This window comes from Streptomyces sp. NPDC053750 (assembly GCF_044544295.1).
Taxonomy (GTDB): Bacteria; Actinomycetota; Actinomycetes; order Streptomycetales; family Streptomycetaceae; genus Streptomyces.
This window is the reverse complement of sequence record NZ_JBITXB010000022.1, coordinates 17,139-35,869: the sequence shown is the minus strand read 5'-3', so window position 1 is coordinate 35,869 and position 18,731 is coordinate 17,139. Positions and strand designations below refer to the sequence as shown.

General features: G+C 69.8%; 15 protein-coding genes and 4 pseudogenes. 11 read left to right on the top strand and 8 right to left on the bottom strand.

Features of this window, described 5'->3' with window-relative positions; all coding sequences use genetic code 11:
- The first annotated feature begins 215 nt into the window (after positions 1-215).
- Complete coding sequence (locus ACIGO6_RS36510; protein WP_399884141.1) at positions 216-554, top strand: hypothetical protein; 339 nt, start codon at positions 216-218, stop codon at positions 552-554.
- A gap of 25 nt (positions 555-579) precedes the next feature.
- Here the strand turns inward: ACIGO6_RS36510 and ACIGO6_RS36505 are convergent, their stop codons facing one another.
- Positions 580-1,107 (bottom strand): hypothetical protein, encoded by a 528-nt coding sequence (locus tag ACIGO6_RS36505; protein ID WP_399884140.1) that lies wholly within the window; start codon positions 1,105-1,107, stop codon positions 580-582.
- Positions 1,108-1,456: 349 nt separating this feature from the next.
- Between ACIGO6_RS36505 and ACIGO6_RS36500 the strand changes: the two genes are divergently transcribed.
- Positions 1,457-2,029 (top strand): zinc-binding dehydrogenase, encoded by a 573-nt coding sequence (locus ACIGO6_RS36500; protein WP_399884138.1) that lies wholly within the window; start codon positions 1,457-1,459, stop codon positions 2,027-2,029.
- 215 nt (positions 2,030-2,244) lie between these two features.
- Here ACIGO6_RS36500 and ACIGO6_RS36495 read toward each other — a convergent pair whose 3' ends face one another.
- Together ACIGO6_RS36495 and ACIGO6_RS36490 are read right to left on the bottom strand one after the other, a co-directional pair.
- Positions 2,245-2,799, bottom strand: a complete 555-nt coding sequence (locus ACIGO6_RS36495) for a DoxX family protein (protein ID WP_399884136.1) — start codon at positions 2,797-2,799, stop codon at positions 2,245-2,247.
- A 292-nt stretch (positions 2,800-3,091) separates the two neighbouring features.
- Positions 3,092-3,673 carry a TMEM165/GDT1 family protein gene (locus ACIGO6_RS36490; RefSeq protein ID WP_399884134.1) on the bottom strand — a complete coding sequence of 194 codons (582 nt, stop codon included), beginning with the start codon at positions 3,671-3,673 and terminating at the stop codon, positions 3,092-3,094.
- A 313-nt stretch (positions 3,674-3,986) separates the two neighbouring features.
- On the opposite strand from ACIGO6_RS36490, the gene ACIGO6_RS36485 reads away from it, so the two are divergent.
- The 3 genes and pseudogenes from ACIGO6_RS36485 (at position 3,987) to ACIGO6_RS36475 (ending at position 8,729) form a co-directional block, all read left to right on the top strand.
- Entirely contained in the window at positions 3,987-4,472 is a 486-nt protein-coding gene (locus ACIGO6_RS36485) for a hypothetical protein (protein WP_399884132.1), read from the top strand.
- Positions 4,473-5,377: 905 nt separating this feature from the next.
- Positions 5,378-6,430, top strand: a pseudogene (locus tag ACIGO6_RS36480) (ATP-binding cassette domain-containing protein); the annotation flags it as partial.
- Positions 6,431-6,440: 10 nt separating this feature from the next.
- Positions 6,441-8,729, top strand: coding sequence for an ATP-binding cassette domain-containing protein (locus ACIGO6_RS36475; protein WP_399884130.1), 2,289 nt, complete (start codon positions 6,441-6,443; stop codon positions 8,727-8,729).
- On the opposite strand, the gene ACIGO6_RS36470 is transcribed toward ACIGO6_RS36475, so the two are convergent.
- Together ACIGO6_RS36470 and ACIGO6_RS36465 are read right to left on the bottom strand one after the other, a co-directional pair.
- On the bottom strand, positions 8,713-9,909 hold the full coding sequence (locus ACIGO6_RS36470; RefSeq protein WP_399884128.1) for an ABC transporter substrate-binding protein: 1,197 nt from the start codon (positions 9,907-9,909) through the stop codon (positions 8,713-8,715). The two genes, ACIGO6_RS36475 and ACIGO6_RS36470, sit on opposite strands and share 17 nt — an antisense overlap.
- Positions 9,910-9,944: 35 nt before the next feature.
- Positions 9,945-10,322 carry a hypothetical protein gene (locus ACIGO6_RS36465; protein WP_399884126.1) on the bottom strand — a complete coding sequence of 126 codons (378 nt, stop codon included), beginning with the start codon at positions 10,320-10,322 and terminating at the stop codon, positions 9,945-9,947.
- Between the two features lie 284 nt (positions 10,323-10,606).
- On the opposite strand from ACIGO6_RS36465, the gene ACIGO6_RS36460 reads away from it, so the two are divergent.
- Complete coding sequence (locus ACIGO6_RS36460) at positions 10,607-12,988, top strand: Orn/Lys/Arg decarboxylase N-terminal domain-containing protein (protein WP_399884246.1); 2,382 nt, start codon at positions 10,607-10,609, stop codon at positions 12,986-12,988.
- Between the two features lie 298 nt (positions 12,989-13,286).
- Positions 13,287-14,063, top strand: coding sequence for a dimethylargininase (ddaH, locus tag ACIGO6_RS36455; protein WP_399884124.1), 777 nt, complete (start codon positions 13,287-13,289; stop codon positions 14,061-14,063).
- 97 nt (positions 14,064-14,160) lie between these two features.
- Here ddaH and ACIGO6_RS36450 read toward each other — a convergent pair.
- Positions 14,161-14,322 (bottom strand): annotated as a pseudogene (locus ACIGO6_RS36450) (transposase); the annotation flags it as partial.
- A 10-nt stretch (positions 14,323-14,332) separates the two neighbouring features.
- On the bottom strand, positions 14,333-14,488 hold the full coding sequence (locus ACIGO6_RS36445; RefSeq protein WP_010059700.1) for a hypothetical protein: 156 nt from the start codon (positions 14,486-14,488) through the stop codon (positions 14,333-14,335).
- Between the two features lie 284 nt (positions 14,489-14,772).
- Between ACIGO6_RS36445 and ACIGO6_RS36440 the strand changes: the two are divergent.
- Together ACIGO6_RS36440 and ACIGO6_RS36435 are read left to right on the top strand one after the other, a co-directional pair.
- A pseudogene (locus ACIGO6_RS36440) lies at positions 14,773-15,564 on the top strand (serine/threonine-protein kinase); the annotation flags it as partial.
- Between the two features lie 282 nt (positions 15,565-15,846).
- Positions 15,847-16,647: pseudogene (locus ACIGO6_RS36435) on the top strand (PP2C family protein-serine/threonine phosphatase); the annotation flags it as partial.
- 222 nt (positions 16,648-16,869) lie between these two features.
- Here the strand turns inward: ACIGO6_RS36435 and ACIGO6_RS36430 are convergent.
- Positions 16,870-17,859 (bottom strand): helix-turn-helix transcriptional regulator, encoded by a 990-nt coding sequence (locus ACIGO6_RS36430; RefSeq protein ID WP_399884121.1) that lies wholly within the window; start codon positions 17,857-17,859, stop codon positions 16,870-16,872.
- A gap of 93 nt (positions 17,860-17,952) precedes the next feature.
- Here ACIGO6_RS36430 and ACIGO6_RS36425 point away from each other — a divergent pair, with 93 nt between their 5' ends.
- Both ACIGO6_RS36425 and ACIGO6_RS36420 read left to right on the top strand, forming a co-directional pair.
- Complete coding sequence (locus ACIGO6_RS36425) at positions 17,953-18,351, top strand: VOC family protein (protein WP_399884119.1); 399 nt, start codon at positions 17,953-17,955, stop codon at positions 18,349-18,351.
- 70 nt (positions 18,352-18,421) lie between these two features.
- Positions 18,422-18,721: a helix-turn-helix domain-containing protein gene (locus ACIGO6_RS36420; protein WP_399884244.1), complete on the top strand. Its 300-nt coding sequence runs from the start codon at positions 18,422-18,424 to the stop codon at positions 18,719-18,721.
- Positions 18,722-18,731: the final 10 nt, after the last annotated feature.

Below are 18,731 nucleotides of genomic sequence, written 5' to 3'. Positions count from 1 at the left end.
GCTGACTCCGTCGGGGCCCGCGCTGCCCGAGGACGTAAACCGTTCGAATTCTCCGGCGCCTCGAGTGCCGCCCGATCTCGTGTACAGGTGCTGTCGGGTTCTCGTGAAGAAAGCCAGGCGCACCGCGCGCAATGACGGGGTATGAGTAGCTGGTGAGGCCCTGATGAGTAAGTGAGCTCATGTCGCTGTCCGGTTGCCGAGTGCAGCCTGGATCCGTGAACGTGACCCAGAACGTCAAGCCCCGCGACCTGGCCGACTGGCCCGCGTGTCGCTTCCTCGCCTTGTTCTTCTGGAGCGGGGTGTCGCTGATCACCTTCGGTCCCGTTCTTCTCCTGGCTGTTCTCTCCGTCGCCTGGATGCAGCCGTTGACGCCGGTGATCTCGTTGGCAAGGGTGACCGTGCTCCAAGTCGGCCTCATCGCAGCCGTTGTGACACCCCTCTACTTCGGCCCTGGCATCCGTCGTCTTGCCCGCTCTGCCCGGTTCGCGCTGCTGGGTCCCCTGGCTGGTGCCATGGCTCTGGCCGTGTTCCTGTGCCACGGCCATCACATGTGACCGGGGCCCCCGTGCGGGCCACAGGTCAGCCCATCCAGTTCGCCGGACGCTGCCCGGTCTCATCCACCGGTGGATGAGACCGGGACTGCGTAGCCGGGGTGACGGCATGCGTCGAACCGCTGGGTACGAATTCGACCAGATAGTCCTCGAGCGCCGTCTTCGGCGTGACACCGCGCAGGTCGCCGTCGAAACGCTCCTGGGAACTCTCCCCGCCCTTGCACCACACGTGCATCGTGTACACGCTGCTCGGCTCCAGACGGAAGTCGAGGCTTCCGCCCGCGTTGGGCGTATCGAGTAGCAGCGTTCCCAGGTAGCTGCGGAAGGGCCAGCTCCCGACCAGCATGAACCCCTCACCCACACTTGCTGACGGGCGGTTACTGACCTGGAGCGTGAGCGTGGCGTCGTGCTCCTGCGCGTTACTGATGAACAGGGCGGTGCCCTCCGCAACGTGCACTGCACCGGTCGGTCCCATCGGCAGGTCCGTCCACTCCACAGTGCTGCCCTCAGCGGTGAGACCGAACAGGGACCGTTCGATGTGGACCGTCGTCGTCATGCGAACCTCATCAGGCATGGCAGTCACACTAGGGTCCGTCTTCGAACGGATCTTGCCCAGAGCAGGAATGATGCGAGGGTGATTGCAGCTTGCCGCCGACGGGGGCCGAAGGGGAGAGCCGGATCGGCGTGGAGATGGCCGGGGAGAAGGCCGTCCGGCACCCGCAGACCGAAGCCGCCTGACATCCAGCGCGCCCCGTCTGCGTGCTCAGACGGGGCGGCTTTGGTGCCGGCCAGGGCTGATGCGGATACCGGTCTACGCGGGGCCGCTGACAGTGCCGGGGCGGCGCGTCGACGGGATGTAGGGGTCGGGTGCCTGTTCCGTGGCGCGGGATGCGGGCGCGAGGTGGGTGGGGATCTGGTTGGCGTGGCGGCGCATGGTCTGCCGCCTGGCGCGGGCTGGGGACGGAAACGGGCGGGCGCTCATCGGGCCAGGGCGCGCTCCGAGCGCGCGGCTCGTCGCCCTGGTCTCCACCACGCACAAGGCCCAGCGGGTCCTGGACATCGGAGCCGAGGCCGCCATCGACCTGTCGGCGCAGGACCTGGCATCGGCCGTTGCCGACATCACCGACGGGCAGGGGGCGGATGCCGCCCTCGACCCGGTAGGCGGTGTACGGCTGGGTGAACTGCTGCGCTGTGTCCGGCTCCGGGGCACCGTGGTCTCCCTCGGCTTCACCGGCTGTAAGCTGGCCGAACTCGACATCGTGGACCTGCTCATGGGGGAGAAACACCTCACTGTCTACGCCGTCCACAACGAACCCGAGGAAGTGATCGCCCCCGCGCTGAAGACCATCGGTGCGGTGGCTGCGCAGGGCCTCCTCCGCTCCGTGATCGACAGCCGGTTCGCCTTCGGCGACTTCGAGGACGCCTTCGCCCGCCTCACCTCCCGGCAGGCGATCGGCGCGATCGTCCTCAACTTCTAGCGGCACGGACGGTGAGGTCTGGCGGCTCAGCACGGCCCTGTGTGCCGGCTCGGCGTCCGGGGGAATCCCCCACATCGTGGGCGCCGAGCTCTCCCAGGCGCCTCCCGCCGCTGTGGCGGTAGCGGGACTACGCGCTCCAAAAGTTGGGCCAGGACGAGTTACTGGCCCAAGTGCTCCCCCATCGTGTTGTCTGGTAGCGGACTGTCGGCATGCGGTCAAAGACTCAGCGTGACGGCCGAACCGATACCGCCGAGACCGACGGCGACGGCGGCCGAGGCCCAGCCGCCCCGGCCCCAGCGGAAGAACCGGTCGACGGCGAGCCGGCCCGGACCGATCATCGTGATCACCAGGGCGGCGACGGCGATGCAGACGTTGTACTCCACACCACCGTCCGCCGCCCAGAGCCCGTGGGCCCCACTGACAGTCACCATGGCATTGATCATCACTCCGATCAGTGCGGCAGCGGCCAGCGGGGTAAGGAAACCCAGGGCCAGCCCAAGGCCTCCGAGCAACTCCGACAGGCCGCCGATCACTGCAAAGACCTCTCCCGGGTGGTAGCCCAGGGCGTCGAAGCCCTTGCCGGTCGCTGCCAGCCCGCCTCCGCCGAAAAGGCCGAACAACTTCTGGGCACCATGCCCGGCCATGAGCAATCCGAAGGTCAGCCTCAGGAGCAGAAGTCCCCAGTCGGAAGCCGAAGCCCTTGAGGCGGTGGGATGCGCTGTCGGTTCTGCCGGGGCCGACAGCCGGTAAAGAACGCGTTTCACAGCCATTTGCATGCTCCGAAAGAAGAAGCCATAGGGAGAGCGACCCGAGCCCGGAAAACACTCGAGCCACCGGTCCGCGGCGCGATCGCAGAGCGTCTGCCACCCTCCCCACGCTTCCCCAGCGGCGGTGAACTTGCATCCGGGGCCACGGACACCGACCACCACCGAGAACAAACAGCCGACACAGAGCTGCATGCGCCCTTCACCGCAGTGAGCAAACAACGCGGCCGCACCCCGGCAGCGGAGGTGCCCCGGATATTCGGGGCATTCGGGGCTACCTGCCGCGTCCCTGTGCAGGTCAGCCGGTGAAGGCTTCGATCAGGGTCCAGACGGCGAGGACCGCCATGCACAGCGCTCCGATGCGCTGCACGGTCTTGAGCGGGACGCGCTGGGCGATGAACCGGCCCACCAGCAGGGCCAGAGCCGAGACGGACATGAGGGCGGCGGCAGAGCCGATCGCGGTCGGCAGCCAGCCGTTGGTGGCGGCAAGATTGGCGGTGGTGATCTGGGTGAGATCACCCCACTCGCTGATGAAGACGGCCATGAAGGCGGTGGTGTAGACGGGCCAGAACCCGGTGACCGGGCGGGCGGCCCCGTCCTCGTCATCGTCGTCTCCGCCGCGCAGCAGGACGACGGCTCCGAACGCGAACAGGGCTGCGGAGACGAGTTTGACGGCCATCTCCGGCAGCAGGCCGAGGAGGCTTCCGGCGCCCACCGCAATCGCCACGTGCACGATGAACGCAGTGGACGTGCCGAACCACACGTACAGCGGGCGCATGCGGGTGCCCATGGCCAGCGAGGCGAACATGGTCTTGTCGGGAAGTTCGGCGAGGAAGATCAGCCCGAAGGCGGTGATGAGCGCCAGGGGGTCGAATGTCATTCCGGGACGGTGCTTTCTGCTGGGGCCGGGCCGCGGACTCGTACGGCACCCAGGCGGGCGACGAGAGGAACCCTTTCGGCCCGGCACGACGGGAACCCCCCGCACGGTGTGCGGGCAGGGTCATGCCTGGCCGAAGGTCTCGTCCGCCCCCGCAACATGTACGGCGGCCCGATGGCCGGGACGTCCTCGGACGTCCAGTGTGTCGACCAGCGGTTCTCGGGACTACTCCCCTTCGCGGCCCCCATGCTACACAGACCCCCCTCACCGAACCTGTGGCCCCGCATCACCGATTCTCGTCGACCCAGGACGGGGAGTGTCTTGTTCCAGTACGGTCCCGCGCCAGGCCCTGGGGCAGCGCCCGGTCGACGAAGGCGTCGCTGGTGTAGCCGGGTCCGCCGGAGTCGTCGCCGTAGACGGGACGGTCCAGCTGGAGTTCGCGCGCTGGTCGGCAGGGCCGTCCAGCTCCTGGGCAGCCAGCAGGCCAACGCCCTCTTTTGCCGCCTGCCCCAGCAGGCCACCGAAGGGCTTCTCGCCGGACCTCGGCGCCACCGCGGCCGAGATGACCTGGAAGGCCGGCATCGACGTGCTGTCTTCGGTGCCACCAAGACAGGGCTACAGCTTCTACCACGACCGCTGGGCGTCCGGCTTCGTCCGCCTCGTCACCTCCTTCGCCCACACCCGCGACGACATCCACCCGGCCGGGTGCTGCTCCAGACCAGGCCGGACCGCCGCTGTGAGGCCGACCATGCCCGGCGCGACCTTGACCACGTGTGACTGGGCACTTCAGTTGGCCACTTGAGCGCGATGCCGTCTCAGGTCAACGGCTCGCCCTGTGTCCGACGTGTCCAGGTCGCCGCCGCGACCTGTCTCGGTCATCGGTGGGCATTCGAAGGACAATCGACAGTTTCCCGCCCGCGAGAAGATCGTTATGCGGTGCATGAACACCACGAAGCGCGTAGCTGCCGTTGTCTCTGTCGGAGCCTCTGCTCTCCTTGGAGCCCTCGCCACCCCCGCCAGCGCCATCCCCGACCCGCTTGCGACACTCACCTGCCTGACGCAGGCGGCCGGTGATCTCACGTCCGTCGTCGATCCCTCTGCCCCCGGCGTGCCCTCCGAGGTGCCCGGTGGGAGCTGCCTGGCGCCCTGAAGTACCACCGACAACCGTCCGAACCCCGCGCTGGCCCTTGCCGGCCCAAGGGTCCGTGCCGTGCCCGGCGCGGGGGTCGGAGCTATTGGTGGGGCGGTCAACGGACTGCGTGGCCAACTGAGGTGTACAGAGTGGTCAACTGAAGTGCTCCTTACCTTGTTGGCGGGTTGATTCCGGTTCTTCGTACGATCGGGAGACCCAGGGGCCGGGGTGTGGCTGAAAGCGCTGATGCCGCGTTTGGCTTTGACTGATAGGCCGCCCAGCGTCCCCGCGACGACACGGCCTCATTGGGATGAGCGAAAATAGATCGCTTCAGTCACACCACGGCTTCGGTCGGGGCGTGTCCGATGTGGCACCAGCTTCGAACAGACGATCTGATGCGGGTATGGGCGCGACCGACTTCTCTGACGAGTTGGTGCAGACGCAAGCGGCCTGGAACGCCACCTACCAAGCGCTCGCCGCACCCCGCCCCCGCGCACCACCGTCCTGCGCCGCCGCCTGCTGCGCCTGTCCGTCCGGCTGTGGTGGCACCCGTACTGGGAGACCGCCCCCTCGGGGTCGTCGTCAGCCACGACCGTGAACTGCTGGACCTCGTCGACCAGATCGCCGATCTGCGCTCCGGTGAGATCACCTGGTACGGCGGCAACTACTCCGACTACGAGGAGGCACTGGAGATCGAGCAGGAGGCGGCCGAGCGCATGGTGAGGGTCGCCGAGTCCGACTTCCGCAAGCAGAAGCGCGAACTGGCCGACGCTCAGGTCAAACTGGCCCGCCGCAAGCGCTACGGGCAGAAGATGTGGGACAGCAAGCGCGAGCCGAAGATCGTCACGGGGGCGCGCAAGCGCGCGGCGCAGCAGTCCGCGGGCAAGCACCGCATCATGCACGAGGAGAAGCTCGCCGAGGCCAGAGAGCGGCTCGACGAGGCGGTGGAGGCCGTACGGGACGACGACGAGATCCGCGTCGACCTGCCGTACACGGCGGTGCCGCCGGGGCGGACCGTCCTCACCCTCCAGGATCTCGGGCTCCGGTACGGCGCCCGTGTGAAGGGCGGTTTCGAACTGCGCGGGCCCGAGCGGGTCGCGCTGATCGGGCGCAACGGCGCGGGCAAGACGACGCTGCTGCGCACGATCACCGGGGAGCTCGCCCCGGAGTCGGGCGAGGTGGTGGCGCACGTCCCGCTGCGGTTCCTGCCACAGCGGCTCGACGTCCTCGACGGGGAGCTGTCCGTCGCCGAGAACGTGGCCCGGTTCGCACCGGGCGCCACCAACAACCGGGTCCGGGCGCGGCTGGCGCGCTTCCTGTTCCGGGGCGCCCGCGCCGACCAGAAGGCGGCGACCCTGTCCGGCGGCGAACGCTTCCGGGCCGCGCTGGCCGCGCTGATGCTGGCCGAGCCCGCGCCGCAGCTGCTCATGCTGGACGAGCCGACCAACAACCTGGCCATGGCGAGCGTCCGGCAGCTCACCACGGCCCTGGAGTCGTACGAGGGAGCGCTGCTCGTGGCCAGTCACGACCTGCCCTTCCTGGAGTCGATCGGCATCACGCGCTGGCTTCTGCTGGAGGAGGGAGAACTCAAGGAAATCACGCCAGAGGCTGTCGGGATTTCCTCCTAGCGTCGGTGGCATGACCGACTTCGCACACGATGCCATCACCCTGACCGGAGCACGCGAGAACAACCTCAAGGACGTCACCCTCCGCATCCCGAAAGGCCGGCTGACCGTGTTCACCGGCGTTTCGGGATCGGGGAAGTCGTCCGTCGTCTTCGACACGATCGCGGTGGAGTCGCAGCGCCAGCTGAACGAGACCTACCCCTGGTTCGTCCGCAACCGGCTGCCCAAGTTCGAGCGGCCGCGCGCGGACGGCCTGGAGGACCTCACGCCCACGATCGTCGTCGATCAGCGGCAGGTGGGCGGCCACTCCCGGTCGACCGTCGGCACCATGACGGACGTCTACTCGGTGATCAGGGTGCTGTTCTCCCGGCACGGCACGCCGAGCGCCGGACCGGCGACGGCGTACTCGTTCAACGACCCGTCGGGTATGTGCCCCGAGTGCGACGGCCTCGGCCGGACGGTGCGACCCGACTGGGACCGCATCCTCGACCCGGGCCGCTCCCTCGCGGACGGGGCGGTCCGCTTCCCGCCGTTCGCCGCCGGCACCTGGCAGGGGCAGGCGTACACCAACAGCACCGACCTCGACCCGCACAAGCCGGTGGGGCGGTTCACCGCCGCCGAACGCGAGTTCCTGATGCGCGGGCGGCCCGGCAGCAAGGTCACCGTCAACGGCAGCGGCGGCACGTGGACCACCGAGTACGAGGGGCTGGCCGTCCGTTTCGAGCGGCTGTACCTGAAGCGGGACCTGTCGGCCATGAGCCAGAAGACCCGGGACCTGGTCCGCGCGTACCTGGTGGAAGGTTCCTGCCCGGTCTGCCATGGGGCGCGTCTGAACGCCGCGGCGCTCGCGACCCGCATCGGCGGCCGGACGATCGCCGACTGCACCCGCATGCAGGTCACGGATCTGATCACCGTACTGAAGGAGATCGACGACCCGGTGGCCCGCCCGATCGCCTCGGCCGCCGTGGCCGCGCTGGAGCGCATCGAGGCGATCGGCCTCGGCTATCTGAGCCTCGACCGGGAGACCGCCACGCTCAGCGGCGGGGAGGGGCAGCGGCTGAAGACGGTGCGGCACCTCGGCTCCAGCCTGACCGGGATGACGTACATCTTCGACGAGCCGAGCGTCGGCCTGCACCCGCGGGACGTGGGCCGCCTCGGCGAACTGCTGCTGCGCCTTCGCGACAAGGGCAACACGGTGCTGGTCGTCGAACACGATCCGGACGTCATCGCACTGGCCGATCACGTCGTCGACATGGGGCCGGGCGCCGGGGCAGGGGGCGGCACGGTGGTGTTCGAGGGGACGCCGCAGGACCTGGCGGCGTCCGGCACGCTCACCGGGCGGTGCCTGCGCCGCCGTACGGCGGTCAAGGGCGAGGTGCGGGAGCCCGTCGGCGAGCTGTGGGTCAAGGGCGCCGGGCGGCACAACCTGCGGGACGTGACCGTACGGTTCCCGGCCGGTGTGCTCACGGCGGTGACCGGGGTCGCCGGGTCGGGGAAGAGCACCCTGGCCGGGGAGTTCACCGCGGCTCACGACGAGGCCGTGGTCGTCGACCAGTCGTCGATCGGCATCTCCGGCCGCTCCACCCCGGCGACGTACCTGGGGATCATGGACACGGTCCGCAGGATCTTCGCCCGCGAGACGGGGGCCGAGGCGGGTCTCTTCAGCTTCAACTCCGGCGGGGCGTGCGGCACCTGCGAGGGCCGGGGCCTCATCTACACCGACCTGGCCTTCATGGACCCGGTGACGACGACCTGCCACGCCTGCGAGGGGCGGCGCTTCAAGGAGGAGGTGCTGCGGCTGACCGTACGGGGCAGTTCCGTCGCGGACGTCCTGGAGATGACGGCCGAGCAGGCGCTCGGCTTCTTCGACGACCCGGGCGTACGGCGCCGGCTGCGCGCCCTGCGGGACGTCGGGCTGACGTACCTGACGCTCGGCCAGCCCCTCTCCACCCTCTCCGGGGGCGAGCGACAGCGCATCAAGCTGGCCACGCGACTGCACCGGACCGGGGCGGTATACGTGCTCGACGAACCGACGACCGGCCTGCACATGGCGGACGTGGAGGGGCTCGTCGCCCTGCTGGACCGGCTGGTCGACGCGGGCAACACGGTCGTCGTGGTCGAGCACAACCTGGACGTGGTCGCCCGGGCGGACTGGGTGATCGACCTCGGCCCGGGCGGCGGCAGGGACGGCGGCGGGATCGTCTTCGAGGGGATGCCCCGGCAGCTGCTGGAGGCCGCGGGCTCGTTCACCGGGGAGCATCTGCGGCGGGCGGTCCGGGCGGACGTCATCGGGCCGGTGTGAGTTCCCCGGTCAGCGGTACGTCCGGCTGGGCGCTGTTGCTGACGACGGCGAGGCGGGGGCCGTGCGGGCCGGGGTGCCACTGCCCGCCGACCAGCGGGAGGAGGGCGATGTTGGGCGTCGGCCCGCTGGTCCAGTCGAGGTGTCCGGCGATGGTGTCGAGGCGGGTGCCGGAGAGGGCCTGCGCGATAGACGCCCGGTCGGCGGGGTCGTCCGCGACGGTGAGGGCGTGGTGGGCCGTCTCCACGAGGGCGTGGGCCAGCCCCAGCGGCTGGAGCCAGGCGGCGCCGGTGTCCTGCCGGTAGGCGCGGGCGAGCTCGGCGCAGGTGGTGCCGTCCAGGCCGGAGCGGTAGGGGTGGCCCGGGCTCCAGTAGACGAGGGTGGCCACGCGAGCGTCGGCCAGTTCGTCGTGGACGGCGGGGGCGGGGCTGGTGTGGGTGTGGGGGTAGGTCAGCCAGCGCGAGCAGGTGATCAGCCGCGGACGCAGCCCTGTCTGGCGGGCCTGGCGGTGGAAGAGGGCGAGGTCGGTGGCGGTGGCGGCGCTGGTGACCAGGTCGGCGCCGTGCTCCCGCATCCGTGAGACCTGTGCCTGGAAGCCGTCGGCCGGTTCGCCGTAGGCGCCGAGGTCGACCAGGGTGTGCCCGCGCGGGGACGTCACCGGGGCGAAGCCGTGGCGGTCGTGACGCAGCAGAGAGCCCTGGAGGTCGTCGTTCCAGAGGCACCCGACGGCACTCCGGCCGCCTGCGAGCTCCCACAGGTCCGCGAAGACGCCGGCGATGTCGTCCAGCCCCCACGCGAAGTGGTACGTCCACCGGAAGCGGTGCCCGGGTCCGGCACCGCGTGTGTGGACGTACGCCTGCCAGGGGAACGTGGTCGACACACAGGGGACCCGGAGCTCCTCGCAGGCCGCGGCGACGGCGGGCAGGACCCGGGTGCCGGCCATGGTGATCACGAGGTGGGCGCCGTCGGTTTCCGCCAGATCCCGCACGGCCTGCCGGGCCGCACCGGGGTCCGAGCGGCTGTCGCGCACGACGACGTTCACCTCGCGGCGGCGCCCGCCGCCGCGGAGCTGCGTGAGGCGGGGCGCGAGCCTGCGCAGCACGTACGACAGCGGTGACCCGAGAGGGGCCAGTCGCCCCGTCAGGGGCGCCACCACGCCCAGACACAGGGAAGATGACGACATGACGGCCCCTCTCCGGGCTGTATCGGTGCGGTCGGTCAGCGGCCGGAGCGGTCCGTGGTGACGCAGGTGGTCCTGCTGAACACCGCGACGGTCTCGTTCCCGCAGTTGTTGCTGTGGCCCGAGGCGTTGCGGGCGAAGAGCAGGTTGGACAGGACGCCGCCGCTGGGGCCCGCCTGGTCACCGCCGCCCCTGCCGTCGTCCTCGGCCACGCAGGTGCGCTCCTTGAAGAGGGCCACCTTGCCCGTCCCGCAGAGGTTGGCGTGTCCGGAGGAGTTCCTGCCGGAGAGGTTGGACAGCACCCCGCCCGCCCCCGCGTCGCCGTCTGCGGCATGGGCGGTGGCCATGCCAGCCGGAACAGCCAGGAGCATCCCCACGATCGAGGCCGTCACCGCGATACGCCGCGCGCCGTACATGTCTTTCGGTTTCCTTCCGTCGGGTCGGCCCCGGCCCTGTCGGCCGGGGCACTACGCCTAACGACCGGCCGGAAGATCGACATGGGCCCGGTGCGGTGAATCATCCGCAAGACGGTTGATCAGGTACTCCGACGGGATGTCGGGCGCTCCGGCGTTGACACGTCAAGGGAACGCACCGCGCCGTGCACCGATCGGGTGGTTTGGCCGGACGTCGGCCGATCGGGCCTGCCTGTCCCCGAACACTGGAGGAGGGGGTGGCGCGGGCCACCGAGGAGGGGGACGGCATGGCCGAGGGCACGGTTCTGGTGGCGGTGGCGGAGCGTCCGGAGGACGAGGGCGCCGCCGCGGGGCAGTTGGCGCGCATCGCCGAGGGGATCCGGGCGCGTGGCTTACAGGTGCGGTGGGTGGTGGGCGTCGCCGACGCCGAGGCGGTGCTCAGGACCGAGGCCGGTCTGGCCGCCGCGGTGGTCGCCTGGGACCTTCCGGCCGCCGCCGGGGACGGGCCGGGCGGGGCGACGGTGCTGCGCCGGATCGGCCGCAGGTTCCAGAACCTGCCGGTGTTCCTCGTCATGGCGGACGAAGGGCTGCGTGAGCTTCCGCTGTGGGTGTCCCAGACCGTGGTGGGCTATGTGTGGCCGCTGGAGGACACGCCGTCGTTCATCGCGGGCCGGATCACCACCGCCGCGCGCGGCTACCAGGACGCGCTGCTCCCGCCGTTCTTCAAGGCGCTGCGGCGCTTCGACGACGCGCACGAGTACTCGTGGCACACCCCGGCGCACTCCGGGGGTGTCGCCTTCCTCAAGTCTCCGGTGGGCCGGGCGTTCCACGACTACTTCGGTGAGCGGCTGCTGCGCAGCGACCTGTCGATCTCGGTGGAGGAGCTCGGCTCGCTGTTCGAGCACACCGGGCCGATCGGCGAGGCGGAGCGCAACGCCGCACGGGTCTTCGGCTCCACGCACACGTATTTCGTCCTGCACGGCGACTCCACCTGCAACCGTCTGGTCGGCCACTTCAGCGTGACCCGCGACGAGATCGCCCTGGTGGACCGCAACTGCCACAAGTCCGTGCTGCACGGCCTGGTCGTCTCCGGGGCGCGACCGGTGTACCTGGTGCCCACCCGCAACGGTTACGGCCTCGCCGGGCCCCTGCCGCCGGCCGAGATCGCGGTGGACTCGGTGGCGGCCCGGATCGCCGCGAACCCGCTGACGGCGGACGCCGTGTCCGTGCGCGCCCAGTACGCCGTGTTCACCAACTCCACCTACGACGGGCTGTGCTACGACGCGGTGGCGGCCGCCCGGGCGTTCGCCGACGGCACGCCCCGGCTGCACTTCGACGAGGCGTGGTTCGCCTACGCCCGCTTCCATCCGCTCTACGCCGGGCGCTACGGCATGTCGGTGGACGAGGAGACCTTCCCCGGCCAGGACCGGCCGACGGTCTTCGCGACCCAGTCCACGCACAAGCTGCTGGCGGCGCTGTCGCAGGGCGCCATGGTGCACGTCCGGCCCGCGCCGCGGGCGCCGGTGGAGCACGACCGGTTCAACGAGGCGCTGATGATGCACGGCACCACGTCGCCGCTCTACCCGATGATCGCCTCGCTGGACGTGGCGACGGCCATGATGGACGGCCCGCAGGGACAGTGGCTGGTCGACGAGGCGGTGACCGAGGCGATCCGGTTCCGCCAGGAGATGGTGCGGATCGGGCGGCGGATCGAGGCGGCGGGTGACCGGCCGCCGTGGTTCTTCGGTGTCTGGCAGCCGGACGAGGTGACGGACCCCGCGAGCGGGAAACGCCTGCCCTTCGCCGAGGCACCGTCCGACCTGCTGCGCACGGAGCCGTCCTGCTGGCATCTCACGCCCGACGCGGACTGGCACGGCTTCCCCGGACTGACCGACGGCTACTGCATGCTCGACCCGATCAAGGTCACCCTGACCTGCCCGGGGCTCGACGCGACGGGGCGGATGTCCGACCGGGGCATCCCGGCCCGGGTGCTCACCGCCTATCTGACGACGCGCGGCATCGTCGTCGAGAAGACCGACAGCTACACCACGCTGGTCCTGTTCTCCATGGGCATCACCAAGGGCAAGTGGGGCACCCTGCTGGACGCCCTCATGGACTTCAAGGATCTATACGACGGTGACGCCCAGCTCGACCGTGTGCTGCCCGCGCTGGTGGCGGAGCACCCGCGGCGCTACACCGGGCTGACCCTGCGCGATCTGTGCCAGGAGATGCACGACCATCTGCGCGCGGCCCGCCTGGTCGAACTGCTCGACAGTGCCTTCCAGCACCTGCCCGAGCCGGTCGCCCCGCCCCAGCTGTGCTACCAGCGCCTCATCCGCGGCGGCACGGAACGGATCCGGCTGACGGACGCGCCGGGACGGGTGGCCGCGGCGATGGTCACGGTGACCCCGCCCGGCATCCCGGTCCTCATGCCGGGCGAGAGCACCGGCGAGGCGGACGGCCCTCTCCTGCGCTACCTCGGCGCCCTGGAGTCCTTCGACCGCCACTTCCCCGGCTTCGGCAGCGAGACCCACGGGGTGACCCGTGACCCCGACACGGGCGACTACCTGATCGAGTGCCTGCGTTCGGACGAGCAGGCGGAGACCACCGCCGGTGCGGTGACGCCGGCTCAGCGGCGAGGGCTTGAGGAGGCCGGGACAGTGGGCTGACCCGGGGAACGCGACCGCCCGGGGCGGCGAGGGGGGCCAGAGGCGCCGGGCGGCCGGGGGCCGGGTGCGCCGGGCGGGCGAAGACGGGAGGCCGGGACGGGGGGTTGAGTTGGAGGTGCGCTCGGCGGGTACCCGGCGGGCGGTGGCTCGGCCCCTCCACCCGCTCCGCCCCCTCTCCGGGGCTGTCCTCGCCTCGTTCGCCCTGCATGATGGTCGGCCGACGCCCGATGGGTTCCGGTCGATCCCGGAGGCTCCGTCGGTGCGGCCCGACCCTCCCATCCGATACGGAGTCACGCTCGTGCCCAGCAAGAAGGCCCTCGTCCGCCGCCCCAGCCCGCGTCTCGCCGAAGGGCTGGTGACGCACATCGAGCGGGAGAAGGTCGACGCCGACCTCGCCGCCGAGCAGTGGGAGGCGTACGCGGAGGCCCTGCGCACGCACGGCTGGGAGATCATCGAGGTGGACCCGGCCGACGACTGCCCCGACTCGGTGTTCGTCGAGGACACGGTCGTGATGTACAAGAACGTGGCTCTGATCGCGCGTCCCGGCGCGGACTCCAGGCGGGAGGAGACCGCCGGGGTGGAGGAGGCCGTGGCCGGTCTGGGCTGCTCGGTGAACTGGATCTGGGAGCCGGGCACCCTGGAGGGCGGAGACGTCCTGAAGGTCGGCGACACGATCTACGTGGGCCGGGGCGGCCGCACCAACGCCGCCGGCGTCCGGCAGCTGCGCGCCGCGTTCGAACCGCTCGGCGCGCGGGTCGTCTCCGCGCCGGTGAGCAAGGTGCTGCACCTGAAGTCGGCCGTCACGGCGCTGCCCGACGGCACGGTCATCGGGCACATCCCCAAGATGGACACGCCCTCGCTGTTCGGGCGCTTCCTACCGGTCCCCGAGGAGGCAGGCTCGCACGTGGTCCTGCTCGGCGGCGACAAACTGCTGATGGCGTCGAGCGCGCCGAAGACCGCCGAGCTGTTCGCCGACCTCGGGTACGAACCGGTCGTCGTGGACATCAGCGAGTTCGAAAAGCTCGAGGGATGTGTGACGTGCCTCTCGGTGCGGCTGCGGGAGCGGTACGCCTGAGCGCCCCTCTGCCCCCGTCGGGCCCCTCGACCTGCGGGTCGGGGGGCCCGACGCCTCGCCGGGCGACCCTGCTGATCAGCGGCCTTTAGACCGTGTCCTATGTGGTGAGGCGGACGAGTCGCTTGTAGCAGCAGAGGGCGGCTGCGAGTCCGAGGAAGGCCAGGTAGTTGCGGGGATGGCGCTCGTAGCGAGGGCTCAGGCGCCGGTAGCCGGACAGCCAGGACATTGCCCGCTCGATGACCCAGCGGCGGCGCCCTACAGTAGGACCTCTAAAAGAAGTGCTTGCGTCCACCGACCGCGCGACCGGTCGCACCCAGGATCCACAGGATGGCGCCAACCAGAATGAGGATGCCACCGATCGTCGTCAGCAGGCCCATGCCGACAAGCAGGCCGATAATCAGCAGAATAAGCCCAAGGATAATCATTTCAAAACCCTTCTTTAATTCCGGAACAAGCGCGTTTGCGTTTGATCTTCACAAGGGCCTGAGTTCGTCCCTTGGTTGGTAGATCCTGACCAGCTCCGTAGGTCAGGACCTCGATGCATGCGATAGCCCTTGTGCCCAGCGACACGGGGTTCACGCACTCCTTCGAGACTTCGTTCAGACGCCATCAGCTCTCTAGCTAGGTTCCTTTGCGACGGCGGACCTCTGCGACCTAGCATGATTTCGGCGCGAACGGTGGTCGTCCGGGGCTGCCGAACGGGTAGGGGGTGGGCGGGTTGAGCGGGTTGGAAGCCTTGGAGCCGGGAGATCCGCAACAGGTGGGCCGGTACCAGATCACGGCGCGGATCGGCGTAGGCGGGATGGGTCAGGTGTTCCTGGCGCGTTCACCCGGTGGGCGGCCGGTCGCGATCAAGGTAGTACGTCCGGAACTGGCGCGTGAGGCTGATTTCCGGCGTCGGTTCGCCCGCGAGGTCGCCGCCGCGAGGCGGGTCAACGGAGCCTTCACTGCCGGGGTGGTCGATGCGGACCCGGACGGTTCCCCAGCCTGGTTGGCCACCGTCTACGTTCCCGGCGTCTCCCTCGGGGAGGCGGTCGCCGGGCGCGGACCCTGGCCAGCCCCCACGGTCCTGGCCCTTGGAGCGGGTCTGGCCGAAGCCCTGGAAGCTATCCACGACGCTGGGGTGGTTCACCGGGATCTCAAGCCCTCCAACATCCTCCTGGCCGCCGATGGACCGCGGGTCATCGACTTCGGGATCTCGATCACGAGCGAGGCCAGCGCACTCACTGGTGCCGGCGTGACCATCGGAACAGCCGGCTTCATGTCCCCCGAACAGCTCACTGGCGCTCCCGTCGGTCCGGCCAGCGACGTCTTCGCCCTAGGCGCGGTCCTGGCCTATACCGCCACCAGCTCGGGCCCGTTCGGGACCGGTAGCGCCCACGCCCTCCACTACCGCACCGTGCACGAGCACCCCGACCTCCGGGCCCTCCCACCTGAGCTGCGCGACATCGTGGCTGCCTGCCTTGCCAAACAGCCCGGTCAGCGCCCCGTGCTGGCCGACCTCCTCCGGCATTTCGCCCTGGACACTTCCGGCAGACATCGGGGCGCGCAGTCAACACACTCGCTCAACGAGCCGGGCTGGATGCCCGCCCCGGCTGCCAGGCTCGTCCGCGAACACGCCACGCTCACCCACCCCCCCACTTCGCCCCTGAGACCCCACCACCCCGTGACACCTCCACCAGCCGGGTTTCATCAGGCACCCACCCAAACCGGGAAACGACCCAGACTGAAAAGCTTCTTCCGCAGCAAAGCGTCGACCCCCACGCCCCACGTCTCGACCGGCTTGACGCTGCACTTCGCTGCATATTCGCACAGGGGACTGATCCAGGAAGGCAACGAGGACTCCGGTTACGCCGGTCCGCGGCTGCTCGCCATTGCCGACGGCATGCACGGCCACGCCGCCAGCCAGGCCGCGGGTAGGATTGCTTCCTCGGAGGTGATCTCCACCATCGTCTCGCTCGACGACGACGAACCCGGATCCGACATCCTCACCTCACTCGGCACCGCCGTGCAGCGTGCCAACAACCAGCTCCGGCTGATGGCCGAGGATGACCCACAGTTGGAGGGCATGGGCACCACGCTCACCGCCCTGCTGTGGACCGGCCAGCTGCTGGGTCTGGCCCATGTCGGCGACTCCCGCGCGTACCTGCTGCGGGACGCCATGCTGACGCAGATCACCCAAGACCACACCTGGGTGCAGCGCCTCGTCGACGAGGGGCGCATCACCGAGGAGGAGGCCACCACCCATCCGCAGCGCTCCTTGCTGACGCGCGCGCTGGGCGGTGGCGATCACGCCGAGCCGGACCTCTCTATCCGCGAAGTCCGCGTCGGCGACCGGTACCTGATCTGCTCCGACGGCCTCAGCAGCGTCGTCTCCCAGCGGACGATAGAAGACACCCTCGCCACCGCCATGGGCTCGCAGGAGACCGTGCAAGAGCTCATCGAGCTCGCGCTGCGCTGCGGCGGCCCGGACAACATCACCGTCATCGTGGCCGACGTCCTGGACACCGACTCCGGCGACACTCTTGCTGCACAGTTCTCCGACATCCCGATCGTGGTCGGCGCGGTCGCCGAGAATCAGCTTCCCCCGTGATGCGGAAGGTAATGACAGAGGGTCAGGTGGGTCTCATGAGAGGAGTCCAGACGATGCCCGCGCTGAGGAAGTACCCGCTGAAGTTGCGTGAGCACGCGGTGTATGCGCCGCCGAGCCCAAGCCCGTTATCTGCCGTATGGCCGCGGAACTCGGCGTGCATCACGAAACCCTGCGCGGCTAGGTGTGCCGTCTCATGACATTGCTTCCTCGCTGTCAGGCTTGGCGGGCGTAGGACGTGAGGCGATCGGCGAGCGCGATGACGAGGTCGCGTAGTTCATCGGGGCGCTCGATGACGAATGGCCGGTCGAGTGAGGCGAGTATCTGAGGCAACCAGTCGAGCTGCTGCGCCCGTAGCTCGACGCGCAGCCAGCGCTCGGCCGCCAGGTCGTGGCCGGCCGCGGGCTCGTGCTCCTCCAGGCTCGCGACGCTGGCGGGGAGGTGGGCGCGGATCTGCTCAACTGTCCCGTGGATCCGCAAGGTCACCTCATGGCGGTACTCGGCCGTGGCGAATCCTGACAACACGCGCTGTGCCGGATCGGGACCCACGGGCGCTTCGAATGAGCCGGGCAGGGTCCGCGCGGCTGCGATGCGATCGAGCCGGAAGGTCCGGTCCTCGTCGACGTGGGCGTCCTTGCCCGTGACGTACCACCGGCCCGCATGGGCGACGATCCCGTAGGCGTGCAGTGTGCGTTCGCTGCGCCGTCCGTCGCGGTCGGTGTAGCGGATCGAGACCGGTCGGCGGTGGCGCACCGCATCGGCGACGGTGAGTAGGAGCCCGGCGTCCGGGTGGTCCAACTCGCCGGGCTGATCCGTGAAGGCGAGAGCTTCCAGAGGTGTGTCGAGCCGACGGGCGATGTGCTTGGGCAGCACCCGCCGGATCTTCGCTGACGCCGTCTCGTTTGCCGTGCGCTCCGTCGTCGTCAGCTCTGCCCGGCGGCCGGCGACCAGGCCGAGCAGCACGGCCAGCGCCTCGTCGTCGCTGAGCATGAGCGGAGGCAAGCGGTACCCGGGAGCCAGCCGGTACCCGCCGTAGCGGCCGCGCACCGACTCCACGGGCACGTTCAGGTCGATCAGCTGGTCCACATACCGCCGCACGGTGCGCCCTTCGACGCCGAGCCGGTCGGCGAGCTCGGCGACAGTCCGGGTGCCGCCCGACTGCAGCAGCTCCAGGAGTGTCAGCACGCGGCCGGTGGGTCGAGGCATGTTCGCAGCCTAACGCGAATACAGGACCGATTCTGTCCACTATTTCTCCTAGCCTGCGACGTGCACGCCTCCAGCACAGCCAAGGAGATTGCCATGGACTTCGTCTCGATCCGCATCATCACCAGCGACGTCGCACGCCTCGTCGAGTTCTACGAGCGAGCCACAGGGATGGAGGCGATACGGGCCACCGAGGACTTCGCCGAACTCAAGACCGCGGGCGCCACCCTCGCGATCGCCGGCACCCGCACCGTCCCGCTGTTCGCCCCGGGCTCTGCCCGCCCGGCGGACAACCACAGCGTGATCACCGAGTTCCTCGTCGACGACGTGGACCGCGTTCACCAGAACCTGACCGGCTTCGTCACCGACTTCGTCAACGAGCCCACCACGATGCCCTGGGGCAACCGGTCGCTGCTGTTCCGCGACCCTGACGGCAACCTCGTCAACTTCTTCACCCCCGTCACCGCGGCGGCCATCGAAAAGTTCGCACGCTGACGCCACGCACAGCCGCTCACGCGGGAGCCCCGAGATCCCAGGGCTCCCGGTGAACGCGGCCGCCGAGTCCATGAGCGCCACCAGCAGGGGACATCGGAACGCACCGCTGACCCCCGAAGGACGTCTGCGCTTGTGCCTGCGGGTCGATGCCGGACGTCCGATCGCACACGTCGCTGCGGAAGCAGGAATCTCCCGCCGCTGCCTGGCCAAGTGGTACGCCCGCTGGCTCGCCCACGGCGAGAACAGCCTGACGGATCGTTCCTCCCGGCCCATCGCCAGCCCCAACCGCACGAGACCGGAATCGATGCCGAGGATGCTGAGGCCATCGCCGCCTACGACTCGGCCATGTGTGACTTCACGGTCGAGTTGAACCGGCTGCA